This is a genomic window from Pedobacter psychrodurus (assembly GCF_032678585.1).
In the GTDB taxonomy this organism is placed as follows: domain Bacteria; phylum Bacteroidota; class Bacteroidia; order Sphingobacteriales; family Sphingobacteriaceae; genus Pedobacter; species Pedobacter psychrodurus_A.
The window spans coordinates 1-17,329 of record NZ_JAVTSN010000032.1 but is presented as its reverse complement, the minus strand read 5'-3'; the positions used below and the strand labels follow the sequence as shown (position 1 = coordinate 17,329).

12 protein-coding genes are annotated in these 17,329 nt (G+C 41.5%); 8 read left to right on the top strand and 4 right to left on the bottom strand.

Translation table 11 applies throughout. The annotated features are described in order from the left end of the window. Nucleotides 1-277 precede the first annotated feature (277 nt). The 8 genes from R2S57_RS19590 to R2S57_RS19555 all read left to right on the top strand — a co-directional run bounded on the left by R2S57_RS19590 (nt 278) and on the right by R2S57_RS19555 (nt 6,476). Nucleotides 278-1,027 carry a hypothetical protein gene (locus tag R2S57_RS19590; protein WP_316846634.1) on the top strand — a complete coding sequence of 250 codons (750 nt, stop codon included), beginning with the start codon at nt 278-280 and terminating at the stop codon, nt 1,025-1,027. A gap of 88 nt (nt 1,028-1,115) precedes the next feature. Next, the gene (locus R2S57_RS19585) at nt 1,116-1,862 is read left to right on the top strand and encodes a hypothetical protein (protein WP_316846633.1); all 747 of its coding nucleotides are present in this window, start codon (nt 1,116-1,118) and stop codon (nt 1,860-1,862) included. A gap of 24 nt (nt 1,863-1,886) precedes the next feature. Further along, nucleotides 1,887-2,360: a hypothetical protein gene (locus tag R2S57_RS19580; protein WP_316846632.1), complete on the top strand. Its 474-nt coding sequence runs from the start codon at nt 1,887-1,889 to the stop codon at nt 2,358-2,360. 11 nt (nt 2,361-2,371) lie between these two features. After that, the gene (locus tag R2S57_RS19575) at nt 2,372-3,310 is read left to right on the top strand and encodes a hypothetical protein (RefSeq protein ID WP_316846631.1); all 939 of its coding nucleotides are present in this window, start codon (nt 2,372-2,374) and stop codon (nt 3,308-3,310) included. A gap of 13 nt (nt 3,311-3,323) precedes the next feature. Beyond that, on the top strand, nt 3,324-3,905 hold the full coding sequence (locus R2S57_RS19570; RefSeq protein ID WP_316846630.1) for a hypothetical protein: 582 nt from the start codon (nt 3,324-3,326) through the stop codon (nt 3,903-3,905). 11 nt (nt 3,906-3,916) lie between these two features. Beyond that, nucleotides 3,917-4,408: a hypothetical protein gene (locus R2S57_RS19565; protein WP_316846629.1), complete on the top strand. Its 492-nt coding sequence runs from the start codon at nt 3,917-3,919 to the stop codon at nt 4,406-4,408. A gap of 105 nt (nt 4,409-4,513) precedes the next feature. Further along, nucleotides 4,514-5,233, top strand: a complete 720-nt coding sequence (locus R2S57_RS19560) for a LytTR family DNA-binding domain-containing protein (RefSeq protein ID WP_316846628.1) — start codon at nt 4,514-4,516, stop codon at nt 5,231-5,233. A 103-nt stretch (nt 5,234-5,336) separates the two neighbouring features. Next, nucleotides 5,337-6,476, top strand: a complete 1,140-nt coding sequence (locus tag R2S57_RS19555) for a hypothetical protein (RefSeq protein WP_316846627.1) — start codon at nt 5,337-5,339, stop codon at nt 6,474-6,476. A 6-nt stretch (nt 6,477-6,482) separates the two neighbouring features. Here the strand turns inward: R2S57_RS19555 and R2S57_RS19550 are convergent, their stop codons facing one another. The 4 genes from R2S57_RS19550 to R2S57_RS19535 all read right to left on the bottom strand — a co-directional run bounded on the left by R2S57_RS19550 (nt 6,483) and on the right by R2S57_RS19535 (nt 17,318). Then, entirely contained in the window at nt 6,483-10,586 is a 4,104-nt protein-coding gene (locus tag R2S57_RS19550; protein WP_316846626.1) for a two-component regulator propeller domain-containing protein, read from the bottom strand. A gap of 181 nt (nt 10,587-10,767) precedes the next feature. After that, nucleotides 10,768-13,449 (bottom strand): DUF4962 domain-containing protein, encoded by a 2,682-nt coding sequence (locus tag R2S57_RS19545; protein WP_316846625.1) that lies wholly within the window; start codon nt 13,447-13,449, stop codon nt 10,768-10,770. Between the two features lie 1,008 nt (nt 13,450-14,457). Further along, the gene (locus R2S57_RS19540) at nt 14,458-15,825 is read right to left on the bottom strand and encodes a sulfatase (protein WP_316846624.1); all 1,368 of its coding nucleotides are present in this window, start codon (nt 15,823-15,825) and stop codon (nt 14,458-14,460) included. A 56-nt stretch (nt 15,826-15,881) separates the two neighbouring features. Beyond that, on the bottom strand, nt 15,882-17,318 hold the full coding sequence (locus tag R2S57_RS19535) for an alpha-L-fucosidase (protein ID WP_316846623.1): 1,437 nt from the start codon (nt 17,316-17,318) through the stop codon (nt 15,882-15,884). Nucleotides 17,319-17,329 lie beyond the last annotated feature (11 nt).

The window sequence follows — 17,329 nt, the reverse complement described above, 5'->3', positions numbered from 1 at the left end:
CTATTTCTATCCTTCGCTAATTCAAACTGGCACTTCACTCATTGAAACTGGCTGTTATTGCCTAAGCCGCCAAAAACTGCGCGTATTGTTTGGTTTTCTCCCAACACAAACCGCACATATCCCTTTAAATGAAGGTTTTGCAGCTTCACTCATTGTAAAAACAAGTTCGCTCATTGAGGCATGGCTTTCAATCATTGTCAAAAAATCTTGTTATGGCAGCAACTAAACTTGTATCAGCAAAAAGAAAACAAACATTTTATCACCCTAAAATATAACCATGAAAAAATTAACCATTGCGATTGCCTGTTGCATTATACTGGCCATCGCCTGCAAAAAAAACAATGACGAAGGCAAGGAAGTAATTAAGGGCGACCTAAAGGAAACTATTGAAACCGTAAACGGCATTACTTATAAAATTTTCACAGGCAAAGATGCCACAACCTTTAAAGGCATTTTGGTGATGGGCAGCGGTAACGATGAAAACAACCCTACCGAGGGCAGTTTAGATGGCGCCGCAGAAACGGCCATCTGTGAAAAAGCAGCCACTAACGGTTATGCCGCAGCCATTGTAAAATACCGCAAAACGCCCGGCAACTCCAATTCGGACGCCTGGAATACCAGCGCAAAAATGATCGGCGAAGATTATGATAAATGTATTGTGGCCATAGCTGGCAAATACAATATCAGCAAAACAAAGGCCGTGGTTGGTGGCTATTCTTTCGCCTCTTATATGCTCTTTAGTGACATCTCTGCAAACAATACGCTCAGTTATTGTAAAGGCGTATTGGCGGCATGCGGTGGAAGCGGTGCCTGGAACGCACAAAACTTCAAGATCCCAATTTTCGCCATCAACTGCAGTGGCAACAATGAAGGGGAATATTATGGAAAAAGCCTTTACGATCAGATCCCCGCAAACTCGCCCGTTAAAGCCAAAAGCGAAGGCATCACCGATAATGGCTGCAGTACGCATTGTGGTGGCGACTGGACCGACAAAATGTACAATAAACTGACTGTTTGGGTGAATTAAGACGAACCCATAATCGGTATCACATTAAATATAATATTAAAAGCGCCCCTCAATAATCACGATTTAATCAATCCATAATTTAAAAACCATGAAAACATTAAAACTTATGCTAAGCGTCTTGATGCTGCTGGCGACTTTCGCTGCCTGTAAAAAAGGCAACAATGATCCAAACGATCCCAACGATCCTGAAAACGTGCAGAAGGTAAGTAAAGCAGATTTACTGCCTTATTACATTGTTGCAGAACGTAAAACCGGAGACCAGAAGCTGGCCGTAATGACCTTCACCCAGGATGGTGATGGGGTAAAAGTAAACCTTCACCGCCAGGGCTACTTAAGAAGTATTGCAACAGATGTGACCGACAATACCTTAACCTTCGATTTAGACGGAACGGGCACCTATACCTACCGTTTTGCGCTCGAAAAAAATGCATCGGGGCAGATCACGCTAAAATCTTTCCTGTATACTGATAAAAGTAATGCAGCACAGGGTCTAGATTTTGCGGTTTTAGCCAATACCACTTCTGCTCAAACTTATGAAAATGCGGACTTTAAGACTGGAAATCTACTTTTTAGATTTACCGGATCGAAAAACATTGATTGGGATATTAAAGAAAGACAGATCGGTACAAAATATTATCCACCTCCAATTAACCAGACCCTACCGATCATGGCCGTTGCTCCAGAGGTATCTATACCTTATTATGCCTTAGCCACTGGCAGTTTTAAAGCCAATAGCGATTTCATCGGTGCAGTGGTGCCCAGCTGGAAAAATGTTAACAGTCCCATTCTGGTTGTAGAGCGTAACAACATCATCTACCAGGCCAATAAACAATAATTCATCCCACCTAAAATTAAAAAAATGAAAAACTTTAAACACATGTTGAAAATACTTATCGTATTGAGCGTTTTCTTCACCCTGGCTTCGTGCAAAAAAGATAAAAATGATGATGGAGGAACAGGTGCAGTAGCTGGTAAATTTGATTACCAGAACAACAGCAATAATATTAACTCGGGGGATTATAGAGGGGGAAATGGCGATGGCGCATGGCTTTATTTCCTTACACCTGAATTTAACTCGGTACAGATCCGCTTCAAAAACCTGGGCGATTATGTTATTCCGGTCGGCTCATTTACCTATAAAAACGGTGCGCCATACAATGCCACCACCAATTTTGCCGGCGGCGCAGTAACCATAAACAATGTAACCGATGAGATTAATGGCGGCACGGTTGTAATTGCCAAGGATGGCGATAAGTACACCATTACCATTAACGCCAGCACCACAAAAGGCCCGTTAAAAGGCAGTTATACAGGTGTTTTGAAAAAAATCTAATCAGACCGATCATGAAAAACCTTAAAACATTCGCTCTCTTATTGTTCCTGTTGACAACAACAGGAGCAATTATTTCTTGCAAAAAGAAAGACAAGAGTGAGCCTGCCGATAGCTGTGGCATACCTGAACTGAAGTTAATAGCTTCAGTTGATGTAGCAAATCCCTGTGGCCTGGCGGTATCTGCCAGTGGAAAAGTAGCCACTACAGAGTATAAACAACCTTATGGCTCTACCGGAATTACAAAAATCTGGAACAGTTATAGCGATTTATTGACAAAAAAAGCACCTGCGCAGACTTTTCAAAGTGTGGGTGCCGAAGCCATCGCTTTCGATAATAATGAAAACCTATACATCACCGAAACCGAACAAAATGCGAGAGTCGTGATTTATAAAAAGATTACGGTTAACGGCGTGAGTACTTATCAGTATTTAAGGGTAATTCAGGAAGGCTTTATTAATCCCCGGGGAATTGCTTTCGACAGCAAAAACCGCCTATATCTTGCCGATGATGGCAAAGATAGATTACTCCGTTTTAATGACCCTTTAAACAACAGTACATTCAGTGTTGTGGCAGCTGTATTTGGTAGTCCGAAGGGTTTGGCCATTGCCAACGATACGCTTTACCTCACCGGTTACAGCACCGATCGCCTTTATAAATGTGAATTAACGGCGGCGGGTGGCCTGGGTAAAACTGTGATTGTAAGTTTGCCAAAACTGGTTGATGTTGCAGCCTATGGGAATATTGTTGCAGCGGCTTCACCAGGCAATAAACGGATCACCTTATTAAACAGCAACCAGATCCAGGCCACTGAAGTTAATTATACCGGCTGTACCAAAACGCTAACAGGCACTGGCGATATCTATGGTTTGGCCTTTGTAAAAACGCCAACTGGCTATGGACTCTTAGCCTCGCATTATAACCAGAACAAAATATTATTCTACCAACCCTAACCCTACATCAACCATGAAAAAGATCTTCACCATCATTTTATGTGCCGTTGCTTTAAATGTAAGCGCACAGACCAAAAAAACACCAGCAAAAAAACCGGCTACGAAAACGGTTGCCAAACCGACCGTAAAACCAACACCTGCAGCCAAGACCAGCACCAAACCGGCTAGTTATAGCACTTCCGAAAACTATAATACCGCAATTGGGGTAAAATTTCTATATGGCATATCGCTCACAGCAAAACATTTCTTAAAGGAAAAACATGCTTTAGAAGGCATATTTACCTACAGGGGTTTTAATGGTTTGGGCACCCAGATTGGCGTGAGCGTGGCTTACGAATATCATTTACCTATTGGGGGCGTGCAAAATCTAAAATGGTATGTTGGCGGCGGTGGTCATTTCGAATATTTTTCTTTTGATGATGATGTAGTTGATCCGACCACCACTATCGGAGCCTTAGGTGTTTTAGGACTGGAATATAAATTTAAAGGTCTGCCCATCGCCATTAGTGCCGATTGGCAACCTGTATTCACTTTTAACAGTGGCGGAGGTTTTAGTGCCGAAAACGGTGGTATTGGCGTCAAATATACATTCTAAAAAAACAGGTCATGAAAAAGATTATCATTATTTCCTTTCTAGCCCTGGCCTATCTGGGCAGCAAAGCTCAAATCCAATCGCAGGTACCATTAAAAATACAGATCGTGACCAGTCAGAGCGATACCGAAAAAATTAAGATCTCCTTTCCCCAGCCACCTACCCTACATGATGACGGTGGTTGGGAAAAAGGACCCAGTAATTGGCTTGCGGCGGTAAAACATCCGGTTACTTACCGGAGCGGATTATTATTTTTAGACCGCAAAACCAATGGTTTGATCAAATATTTTATGGTAGAGCTCCGTTTTGCAAAAGCGGGGACAATAGATTTAACAGCAAATAGTATGACTGGTAGTAAAGCTGGAAAAAACACCTGGAAAACTATATTTGGTAAAGAAAATGAGGTGGTAAAACAAACCATTATGTGTACCGAAAGCGATTTTGGCACAGAAATGTATCTTTATCTTAAAAATTTCAGGCCATACAGGCGAAGTCAGGTTAACTGAGCGGTGGATAACATCACTCGCTCCATATAATACTGAAGAAAATCTCCCAATAAGTTTTGGCCATGCGGATTTAAAACCCGAATTTTATCATTAACACATTCCCCTATGTTAAAGGCAGTTATTTTAGACGATGAAACCCGAGGAAGTAAATTGCTTTCGCAAAAACTTCAATCTTTTGAAGACGAACTTCAGGTGGTGGGCATCTTTAACGAGCCTGCCAAGGCCTTAAGTGCCATTATTGCGCTCGATCCCGACGTACTGTTTCTTGACGTAGAAATGCCGGGCATAAATGGCTTTCAGTTTCTGGAACGCCTGGGAAGTTTTAGCTTCGAAGTGATCTTTACCACCGCTTACGATAGTTATACCCTGGAAGCATTGCGTTTAAGTGCCGTAGATTATCTGATGAAACCTGTAGATGAGGACGATCTAAAAACCGCCATCACCCGTTTACGTAAACGGGTAGCCGGAAAAGTGAAACAGCGGAGCCAGAAGTCAGCGGTTTTAAATGCCCGGTTAGCGTTACCTACCGCCGAAGGTGTTTATATTATCGATAAAACAACCATTATCAGGGTAGAGGCCATGAGCAACTATAGCGTTTTCCTGCTCACCGATAATAAAAAAATCATCGTTTCTAAAACTTTAAAAGAGTATGAAGCGCAATTGAGCGATGATTTTTTTATGCGTATTAACCGCTCGGTAATTGTAAACCTGAGTTATGTGGTGAAATACCGCAAGGGTGATGGCGGCACTTTAGAGCTTAGTGATGGTGCAGAGGTGGAGGTTTCGCCACAACGTAAAGACACGTTATTACAGAAATTATTCTAATGGTTTAAGCTAAACAGTTACTTAATAACATAAAGTTAACACCTTTTATTATCGGATATGCTAACTGCCACTTAAATTTGAAGGCTGATACCAAACCGCTTAAATGAAAAAAATAATTTTATTCCTCCTTTTCCTTACTGCATTCATCCAGAGATCACAATCTCAAACCACAAACTTACCTGATTCGATATACTCAGGAAAACAAGGCGGCTTGCATGTGCAGGGCGTGGTGGTGGATCAGGCAAAGGGATATGTGTATTTTTCTTTTACCGACAAACTGATCAAGACCGATCTCTCGGGCAAATTGATCGGTAGCGTAACCGGTTTTGTTGGTCATCTGGGCGATCTCGATTTTGCGGATGACGGAAAAATATACGGTTCATTGGAATATAAAAATGATGCCATTGGTAAGGGCATAAAAAAAGAGTTGAGGCTGCAAACGGTTAACGAGGATGGCTTTTATATTGCCATATTTGACGCGTCGCGTATTGTGCGACCAAATATGAATGCAGAAAAAGAAGATCTGCTGCGCACCGTGTATATCAAAGAAGCGGTGAATGATTATACCGCAAAGGTTAAAGTAGGTGATCAAGAAATACCACATCGCTTTGCCTGCTCAGGTATAGACGGCCTTGCCTTTGCACCTGCAATAGGAAGTACAAAGTCAGCTAAAAAGTTTCTATATGTGGCCTATGGCATTTATGGAGATCCAGTTAGAACGGATAACGACCACCAGGTGATTTTGCAATATGATGTAAGCGATTGGGATAAATATGCCCAGCCATTATCACAGGAAAAACTGCATCACTCCGGACCAGAAAAACCACTGGAGAAATATTTTGTAAAAACAGGTAATACCCGTTATGGTATTCAAAACCTGGCTTATGATCCCTCTACCGGGAATTTATTTGCAGCGGTATACCATGGCGCCAAAACGCAATTCCCGAATTATGATTTATTTGTGATCAATGGCAAAAAGAAACCTAAAGAAGATCATATATCGTCGGATGGCCAAGACATAAAAATTAAAACACTTTCTTTATTGGAGGCTGGGGTTAAAGATGCCAGATCGGGTATTCGCGGATGGTTTTTTCCATGGGGCGCCACCGGCTTATGTCCTCTGGGCGATGGCTTGTTTTATATCTCACATCAGGAAAAAGCAAAGGATGGGCAACAACAAAGCACTCTCCACAAATATAAATGGACGGGCGACAGTCTAAATCCATTTGTGCTTGTGAAATAGAACACTCTACTGTTTCAGCTCATCTTCCCTGCTCAGATATTCGCTTGGCATACAGCCATAATACTGTTTAAATGCCGTAGAAAAATAAGAAGGTGAATTAAATCCGCACATATAGGTAATCTGTGCAATGGTGTAACGCTTGCTCTGCATCAGTTCTACTGCTTTGGTAAACCGGATCCTTTTAATAAAATCTGTGGCCGATTCGCCGGTTATGGCCTTAAATTTCAGGTAAAGATTCGACCGGCTCATGCCAATCTCCCTACTAAATTTATCTACGGAGAATTCTGAATCAGCCAGATATTCTTCCACTATAGCAATGGCATGTTTTAAAAACTCTTCATCGAGCGTATTAAAAGCAATATTCTCCGGTACCATTTCTTTCCCGGTAGAATAATATTCTTTTAAACGTTTACGTGAACGTAGCAAGTTGGCTACTTTGGCCGCCAATAAACTGGTAGAAAAAGGTTTGGTTACATAATCATCGGCACCCATTTCCAGACCTTTTATTTGCTGACTGGTTTCATTTCGGGCCGTTAACAACATCACCGGAATATGGGAGGTATTGATATTCTGTTTTACCCTTTTGCAAAAATGGAGCCCATCAAGTTCAGGCATCATCACATCACTGATAATGAGATCATATTGTTGTACTTCAAGCATATCTAAAGCCATTTGTCCGTTGATAGCTACCGCAACCTGGTACGTTTTGCTAAAATATTCCTGAAGGTAAGACAGGATTTCTTCGTTATCATCTACGATCAAAAGTCTGGTAGCCAATGCATTCCCATCCAGTTCATCCAATAATGGCTCTGGCTCTTCCCAGGTAACTGTATTTTCTGTTTGCGTAACACTATCTGGTACAATAGATAATTCGTACATTTTATGCGCATTGCTTAAATGATTGCCGTAAACCACATCGGAGGTGGGTATAGTAACGGTAAACACACTGCCCTGTCCTTTTGCACTTTGCGCGGTAATGTGGCCATGGTGCAACTCCACCAATCTTTTGGTAAAGGCCAAACCAACACCCGAGCCCAGGTTCATTTCGCGGTTATTTACCTGGTAAAAACGATCGAATACTTTAGATAAATCCTGCTCTCCGATACCTACTCCAGTATCGGCTACTTTGATTAGCATAGTATCATGTTCCTTAATCAGCTCAATACTTACCTTATGGCTTGCTTCAGTATATTTAAATGCGTTAGACAATAGGTTGAACAAAATCTTTTCCATAGCATCCTTATCGAAATAAAAGGAGCATTTGGCTTCGCTAGAATGGAATGTATAACTGATATTGTTTTTGTCTGAAAGGGGCCTGAACGACTCGTAAACCTCGTGTACAAAACTTACAATATCGCTCTTATCTACTTTAAGCTGCCGGGTTCCCATTTCCGTTTTCCTGAACTCAAAAAGCTGATCTACAAGATTGTACAGCCTTTTGGCGTTGATCAGCATCAGGTCGTATTTCTTTTTCACGATTTTATCAACCTGGGGTAATCTTAAAAGCTCTTCCAGAGGTGCCAGAATCAGTGTTAAAGGTGTTCTAAGTTCGTGCGATACATTGGTAAAAAAATCCATTTTTACCTGATTGATATCTCTTACCCGTTCTTTTTCAATACGCTCAATTTTAAGCTGTTGTAAAGCCTTAATGCGTTCTGCTATAATTTTATAACCAAGATATGAGGCCACAGCCAGCACAACAAAAAGCAACAGATAAAACCATAATGTTCGGTACCAGGGTGGCAGCATGGAAATTTTCAATTCCCTAACCGGACTTACCTCGCCATTAGGTCCTACCGCTTTAATGAGGAAAGTGTAATTACCGGGAGGCAGGTTATTGTAACTCACTTTAATATCGTTGGCTTTCTGCCAGATGTTATCAATCCCTTCCAGCTTGTAGTAATACTGGGTGCGGTTTGCTGATATGTAATTAAAAGTATTAAAAAGGATGCTGAACTGTTTAAACTCGGGGCCAAGTTCCAGTTTCGCGGCCTGATCGATATGCCCTTGCAGAATATCTGTTCCATCGCCCGAGGCAACCGTTTTATTAAATACCTCCAGCCCCGTAAAAGTTAAGTTTAAGCGTAGCGGCTGCTGGTTCACCATTGATGGATAGAAATAAGAAATTCCTTTTATCCCCCCAAAAAGAAGCATACCATCTTTGGCTTTATAAAAAGAATATTCATTAAACTGGTTGTTCTGCAAGCCATCACTTTCATCAAAGGTTTGTACCAGGCTTTTGTCTGCATTAAATTTTGTCAGTCCGCTATTGGTCGATATCCATAAATTTCCATCGTCATCAGGCTGGATACCATATATGGTTCCCTTAACAAAATCTTTCCGGGCTTTAAAGCTGATAAAAGATTGCTGCGCTTCGTTGTACAAACTCAGGCCTTCGCGGGTACCCATCCATATCCGGTGTTTTTTGTCTTCAGTAATGCAGGTTACAATATCTTCGCTTTCTTTGCCGTTTACAGTTGTGCCGAAAAGCATGTTATCAGGGTAAAAAAGCGTTACACCGTTTGTGGTACCAATCCATATGCGGTGCTGACTATCTTCAAAAAGGAAAGTAATATCATCAGAAGTAAGGCGTTTACCTGCCTTATCCAGGTGAATATGGGTAAAAGACTGTGTTTCGGGATGAAACTGATCTAAACCCGAACGTGTGCCTATCCAGATGCGGCCTTTATAATCTTTTAATATGCTATACACCAGGTCTCCGGCAATGCTATTCGGGTTATTTTCATCATGGCGGTACCGCTTAACGGCACCTGTGCCAGGGTTAAGCGCATTGAGTCCGCCGTTGTGGGTACCAATTAGTACATTACCAACACCGTCAAATGCGATAGCTTTTACATTATTTGAGCTTAAGCTGTTTGCATTATTTTCCTGGTTAGAAAAATAACTGATGGTATTGGTGTTCCTGTTCCAATAGTTTAGCCCTTTATCGTTTGTGCCAATCCAGAAATTTCCTTTTTCATCCTGTTTAATTACCCCGATTACCTCGTCGTTTAAAGAGGTTTTACCTGTATTCTGACTGAGCAGGTTAAATTTAATATCGTTTTTATGGTAATAATTTACACCTCCATAGTATGTGCCCAGCCACATCGCCTTTTGCTTATCCTGATAAATGCAACGAACAGAATTCTGACTGATGGTATAGGGCTGGGAGATCTGATGAAAATAATTATCAAAACTGAGGTTAGCCAAATTGAATACCGAAAGTCCTTTAAATGTACCCAACCACATATTGCCTTCCACATCTTTACCGATACACCTTACATTGTTATCGGCAATGCTGTTTTTGCCCGCCTGATGATTAAAAAAAGTAACTTTCGCACTCAGCGTTTCGTATTTAATCAACCCATAACCTTCTGTGGCCACCCAAAGATTTTCGCCATCGATGTATACATCATTTACAGCTGGCTTATCTACCCCCAGGTTTAGCTTGGTTAAATGGTGGCCTTGGCCGGTAAACTTAAAAAGACCTACTTCGGTACCAATCAGGAGGTCCTGATTAGCGGAGCTGATGTACGAAATCTTTTTTATACCGTGTTCGAGGGCATTAAAATTAACCTCTTTAAACTGGCTTGTACCTGCAGCCAACTTAAATATACCGCCCGAAATGGTAGTTGCCCAAATGTTGTGCTGTGCATCTTCCGCTATCGACGATACATACCATTCGCCCAAACTGCGCGGTAGTTTATAGTTGACAAAGTTATCGGAAGCATAATTATAGCGGCTAATACCCTGATTTCCACCCACCCACATACTTCCTTTATGATCGATAAACAGGCTCCGGATATAATGCGATTGCAGCCCGTTATTATCGCCCTCAACCGGGCGGTATACCCGAAATCCCTTACTATCGTAACGGTTTAGCCCATCCTGTGTGGCCATCCAGATAAAACCAAGGCTATCTTGTTTGATGGAAAAAACCGTACTCTGCGATAATCCCTTATCAACCGAAATATTTCGGAAATAACGGTCCTGAAATTGTGCATTTGCGTTGCTAAAAGTAAAAAGCAAGCCTATACCGATTACCAGGACAGTTAGCCAGCGTTGAACCGTGGCGAAATCCGTTATTTTAAAGGTTGTGCTTTGAAACATGTTTTCAAATTTAATAATTCTAATCCAATGATCGTCCTCGTTGTCACATAGTGATTCCTATGGAACAACGAGGATGCACGAGCATGGCGATTTTATCGCCAATAAAAAACAATGTTTAGGTAAAAAAACCACATTGCAAATTTGGCTCTCGATAAATCCTCGTTACAAACGAGGACTATGACTATTCCTTATCATAAATCGCAACATCTGGCAGTTTATCTACAACTTCTTGTTTATCCAGTTTTGCACCGTTCAATTCTAGTAATATAGAACTTCCTGATAAAGCCGGCTTAAATACTTTACCATTAAAACTGATCGGTAAATCGCCATAATTAAATAAAGACCCGGCCTGTTTACCCGATACCTGTAATGATGCTTTTTTATTGCCATCCAACTGTGCCTGTATATCCCAATCGCCAACCTGTAAATGGTAAAGTCCGTTTGCGGCCGATACCGTTTTAATCACCTCAGTTTTTCCATCCTTAACCTGTAGAAGGGTTAAAAACCTGAATTTTTGTGCAGCTGGCGAAGTAATACCTGCGTGCCATTGATTAGAATAGATACGTAATTTATCTCCGTCTGTCAATTTCATCCAATTTACAGCTGGTTCAGCAAATTGATCTGTAATGGTCATCTGCAAAGGCAGCGTTGCAAAAACAGAAGCATTTACTTTTCCCAGATCCGTTTTCACCTCAAAATCCTGTCTTGTGCTTTTATCATTTTTACCAGCCTCGATCTTATCATATGGTGTATGAAACTGGGTAGTCCACTTTACAGGTTTTTTGGCTTCCAATTCATCATATAAAACAATATAACCACCATCTAACTGCAACATATGCCTGCGGTAAAGTGTTACGCCCGGATCGCCGAAACCGTTTGCTTCATTGGGTTTAAGATTAAGCTGGTCGAAGCGGTTTAGCCAAAACGAACTTTGTATATTTCCGTAAGCATTACTGGCATCGCCAAGGGCATATTGTATGTGTGTACCGTGCATTGAACGCGGTATCCAGCCATAACCTTCTTCGCCAATTTTTTGGCTAAGGCTATCGGCCAAAATGGTGCAGTAAGCCCTAGTATTCCGATAGTATAATAAATTATGCTGATCACTAAAATTACTATAATATCCGCTGGCACCAAAAACAGTTTTACCTTTATAATTTAGGGTAAAAGCATTTTGGCCGGCATGCCCGTGGCCCGACGAGCCAAAGGGGTTACTAATGAGATAACTACAGATATTGTTCCCAGCGTTGGTTATATCATCGGTCATGGCCGCCAGACCAATATCTGCAAAAGTGCGTGAACGGGGCAAACTTTTAGGTGAGGCTGTTTCTAATTTTCGGTTAGGATTGTAATTGAGTAAACGGAAAAACAGGTAATCATCAGTACCCTTAAAAAAATCCGGATGCGCAGTCTTTATTTCCTTAACATACCAATTAAGATAGGGATTGCTGATTTTATAAGTAAGCGCATCAGCAAACAAGGCATATCCGGCATTTATACCATCACGCAAATTTTCCCATTGATCGCCATAAGCGGTTGATGTACCCGTGGGCGGATAAGAATACAACAGATAATTAGGCAGATTTTGCATCCATGGCAACTGAAAATAATCAACGCCCGAAAAATCGCCGAATAGTTGCGACAGGTATATGGTGGATCTGAAATTTACGATAAAATAGCCGTTACCCTCGTGCCAGCCACCATCAGTGGTCCCTAAAACCGGGAACCTGGCACTCCAAACTTCGTACAAGTACGTTAACCATTCGTTCGCTTCAGGGGTTTCGCCCATTAAAGCTACAGTGGCTATGGCCAGTTCGCGAAGTGTGATTTGCCATACGTGATTATCACTCACATGCAATTCAAAGCGATTGGGCAGATGATCATAAATTACATGTGCCCTTTTTATCATTACCTTTTTAAAAAGGGCTTTCTCTTCGGGATTTATATCATTATATCCTAAATCGTAAAACCAGCCCAGCGCTTCCAGTACGGCACCATTGTTAAAATCACTTCTTGTGGCCCAGTTTTTTTCCGGATCCATCCTGGCCAGATTTAATGCCCTCCGCTTCGCATCTGCTATAAACCGTTTATCTTTAGTTAAGTAATATGCGATACAGAGGTTGCGGACTGGATTGCCAATATTATCGCCAAAACCGTGGTACATTCTATCCATTAAACCTTCCAATACCTTACCCGTTTTTCCGGTGGTATCTATCTGGCGTATCGGGCTTTCATCCGGTAAAGGGGCTTTCATTAACTTTTCTGCATACACAATAAATTTTTGGGCTTCCGGGTTATTTAAATTGTTTTGGTAGAAAGATTCGTTTACCTGGTGCAGGTTCCACAAATGGGGGTGTAAACCTTCGTTCCTTTGAATCACTTTGGCAACGGGTGGAGAAACTTTTTCGTTCGCATATTTGGCATCCACGATAAAATTGTAAACTGGCGACCAGCTCCATTGGCTAGTTCCTTTTAAGGCGTAACCATATTTCCAATACCAGCGCCCTGGTTTTAATGCCTGATGTAATGGATATACCGCCCAACTTTGCAAACCACTGGCAATTAAATTACTTTTAAAATCCTGATCAGTTGCCAACATTACCTTGTAGCGTACATTTCCAATATTAGGATCCTCGGGCACATCGCTACCGGTTTCCATCGATTGTACCGTGTGCGTACCATTAGTGGCTGGCCATAGTAAAGCTGGCGCATTGGTAGGTACAGTGATACCGTTGGCCGGATAAGGCCATTCGCGCACCCGTGAGTGCAGTTTTTCTGCCGTTAATTTAATCACGCCAGGCTGTTGCTGGGCAAGAACGTCTAGTGAGAGTAGTGATAAAATTAGGATGATTATGTTTTTCATCAGTTATGGTGCTGAATTTAATATTTTGTCTCTTTATTGGTTAGTTCTCACGTAGTAATTGTGGTATCGGTTTAACGCATTATTCTTCTTTATCTGGGCGTGCCCCTGCGGGTCGGGCTATTCGCTACAAGTCCGCTCCCGGATGAAGGATCGGGATCAGGGCTTTCCGCTACTATCCCTGCCCGACTACGTCCTTCCCATCCAATCCGCTACGGGCGGGCAGGCGGTCCTCACGCAGTTTAATCTCCCACTGCACGGTTCAGTTTTAAATATTTGCACGCTTTGATAACTCTGTAGATAAACCTAAGCATAACGAATTTACCAGCTTACACTATAAAACACTAACACTAATGTTTAAAAAACTTTCAATTTTGATGAATTTGCAATTAATTACGGAACTCATGCACTATTTTTTTACTGTAATCCTCCTTTATATTGTGACCTGGGCAATTTACAAAACTGGTAAGGGCCTATGTTTTAGCTAAAGGGTCAAATGCTGAAACAATACAACGATATGTTTTGCCTTCAACATCAAATGTTTCCTACTAAATAACGATTGTTAGGCATAAACAAGGCTTTGTTTGGCTTCCAGCTTCTTATGTTTTACTTCCAGTGTGCTTTGCTAAGTGTAAAGACGGCTATGTTTGCCTAACAGTGACAATTGGTCAGTATACAGAGCCCTATGTTTCTATGCAACTGTCGATTGGTCAGTGTACAATCCCTTATGCTTCGACGCCACTGGTCTTTGCTTTGCTTGCAGATATCCCGGATCTTTTCAATTCAACCGATAGCAGGATGATGAAGTGAAAAATTACGTCCTAAATTGTTCTGACAAAAACCTTTCACGAATTGTATAGCGATCATTTTCTTTTTCTTTTCAGTCTGATCCGATAGCTACCGGATGTAGTTGAAGACTCTTTTCCTGCAGTTAAATCAAAAAAATTGTCCTTCTGCTATGCTCAGGATAACATCTTTTTTAAACCGCTACTTGTTTTACGAAATCTGCCCCTACAAATTCGCCGTAAATTTGTCTCCATTTATTTTACACCACCGTTTTAAATAATCCCGCAAGGCAATCAGTTTCTTTTTATAAGCGGTGTTTACGGCGAGGTTATTCATTTCACCAGGGTCTTTATTTAAATCGAACAATTGCTCTTTAATATCGCCCTTACTGTAAACAATGTATTTAAAATCCCTGGTCATTACCGCACGGCCGCTAATGCCTAAAAGTTCTTCATTGTCGGCAAAATCGGTTTCGATTACTAGAGTATCGCGCAAGCTTTTGCCAGGATCGGTTAATCTTTTACTGATATCAATTCCTTTTAAATAACCCGGTTTCTGTACGCCAGTTAATCCACAAATGGTTGGAATGATGTCTGTTCCGTTGCACACCAACATATCATCGGTACGGCCCTTCCATTCGCCGATTTTCGAAATAATAAAAGGCACTTTAGCGGCTTCTTCATATAAAATCTGTTTCTGGTTCCAGCTATGGCCGGCATAACCATCGCCATGGTCGGCAGTAAAAATGATGATCGTATTTTTTTCTACACCATATTTTTTTAGTGAAGCCAGCACCATTCCGATGTAATGATCTACTTTTTCTACCAAACGGTTGTAGGCCCAGCGGTACTGGCGCCATTGACCGGCATTCCAGTTTACACTTGGGTAGGTACGGGCACTCACCTTTTGCTGCTCACGCACAATTTTTGGTTCGTTTGCCGGAATTTTCCAATTGGCAGGTAATGGCGGACATTGATCTGCCGGTGGTGCATCAGCCAAAATATCCATTTTTAAGGTCTCGCCCCTCGCCCACTCGCAAATATCGTGTGGATTTAAAAACGAGGCCACCAATAAAAAAGGTTTGTCTTGATTCTCTTTTATAAAACGGGCACAATAGGCCGGTGTACCTGCATCGTTATAATCTAAAAAATTGGTATTCTGGATATATTCAAAACCATGCTGACTCACTTTGGCGGTGGGTACAGGTAAGTGCCATTTACCCACATAACCAGTTTGATAACCTCCATTCTGAAAAATCTTGCCCATCATGAGCAAACTATCAGGCCATTGTCCGTCTTTTTCGGTTGCATTGCCTACAAAACCCGTTTCGAAAGGCATTTTTCCACTAAAAATAGCAGTGCGAGAGGGGGTGCATAAAGGTTGTGCACAATAGGCTTTGGTAAAACGGATTCCGTTTTTGGCTAGCTTATCCATTGCCGGGGTATGCAAATCTTTATTGCCTGCAATGCTCATTGCCTCTGCCGTTTGCTGATCGGTCATGATGATCAATATATTGGGCTTAGCTTTGGTTTGGGCAAATATTGAGAAAGCTATTGTTGTCAACAGTAAAAAGCCAGTCAGTTTTTTTATCATCTTATTTTAAATCAACAGGTGAATTCAATTTTGCGCTTTAAATGTTCTGATTAATTTTATTTAGCATAAAATGCAAAGGCCAACGCCGCAGTCTTTTTTCCGATCAGCTCTGCAGGTACAGTGACCACAACTTCATCTCCCGCTTGTTTCCAATTTACATTTTTACCGGTAGCGAGCAGCTTAATTTTTGTTCCTTTGCCCGGGATATTTCCTTTCCATTGAATTGTTGTTGGCACTGTGCTATCTTCTTTAATACAGGCAATAGCATATTTAGTTTTTCCATCTTTGGCTTGTGTAAACCAGGTTAAACCATCGTTATAGTTTTCGGTAATGCGGGTACCATAAATGGCTTCACCATTTACTTTTAGCCAGGCACCAATGCTGGTTAACGGGTTTATGCTGGCCACTGGAAATTCGCCCATACCATCTGGTCCGATACCCAATAACAGGCTCCCCCCTTTGGCTACTACCTCAGCAAGTGTATGAATAATTTTTTCGGCCGATTTCATTTTGTCGCCTTCACGGTAACCCCATGCTTTCCCTAAGGTCATACAAGTTTCCCAAGGCTCTTTAATCTGTTCTTTCGGCACCGCCTGCTCCGGGGTGCGGTAATTTTCGTAAGGCCCATGCACGGTTCGGTCTACCACTAATATACCAGGTTGTGCTATTCGGGACATTGCCGCAATTTTCGGCATATTTACATCCTGACTAAAGTCTGGATAAAGCGTAAATCCTTCAGCTCGTTTTTTATTGGGTTCCAGCGGACGTACCCATCCTCCATCTAACCAAAGGATATCAATCTTACCATAATTATGCATCAGTTCGCCAATCTGATTGTAGGTAAAATCTTTAAATTTTTGCCAACGCCATGGATTCTTGATCCCATCGTAGTTTACGTTCCGATCGGGAGTAGCATAACGCGGCCACCAAAAGTATTCAGAGTGCCAATCTGGTTTAGAAAAATATGCCCCGATCATCATTCCTTTTTTACGGTAGGCATCAAAGACCGCTTTGGTAATATCCGACTTTGGATTTTTACCAAATGGCGTGTTGGTAATTTTGAAATCGCTCTGTTTGGTATCGAACATACTAAAGCCTTCGTGGTGTTTGGTGGTAAATATCACATATTTCATTCCTGCTTTTTGCGAAATTTCAGCCCACTTATCGGGATCAAATTTTACAGGGTTAAATTTTTGCGATTGCCCCCAGTACCATTTTTTATAATCATCATAAGCAATGGTGCTATCTCGTACAAAACGTGGCTCGTTACATAACAACCAGGACTCTCTTATGCCCCCCACACTGTATAATCCAAAGTGAATAATCACTCCAAACTTTAAATCCTGCCAGGCATCGAGCTTTTTACGCACCAATGGGTCTGTTGGGTATTCGTAGCTAGTTGAGGCATCGTAAATATCGGCGGCACGTTTTTCCTGGGCATTTCCAAATAGCGGCGCTGCCAATAGCACAAGTAAAATTATTTTTTTAACCATCAGCTAAATTT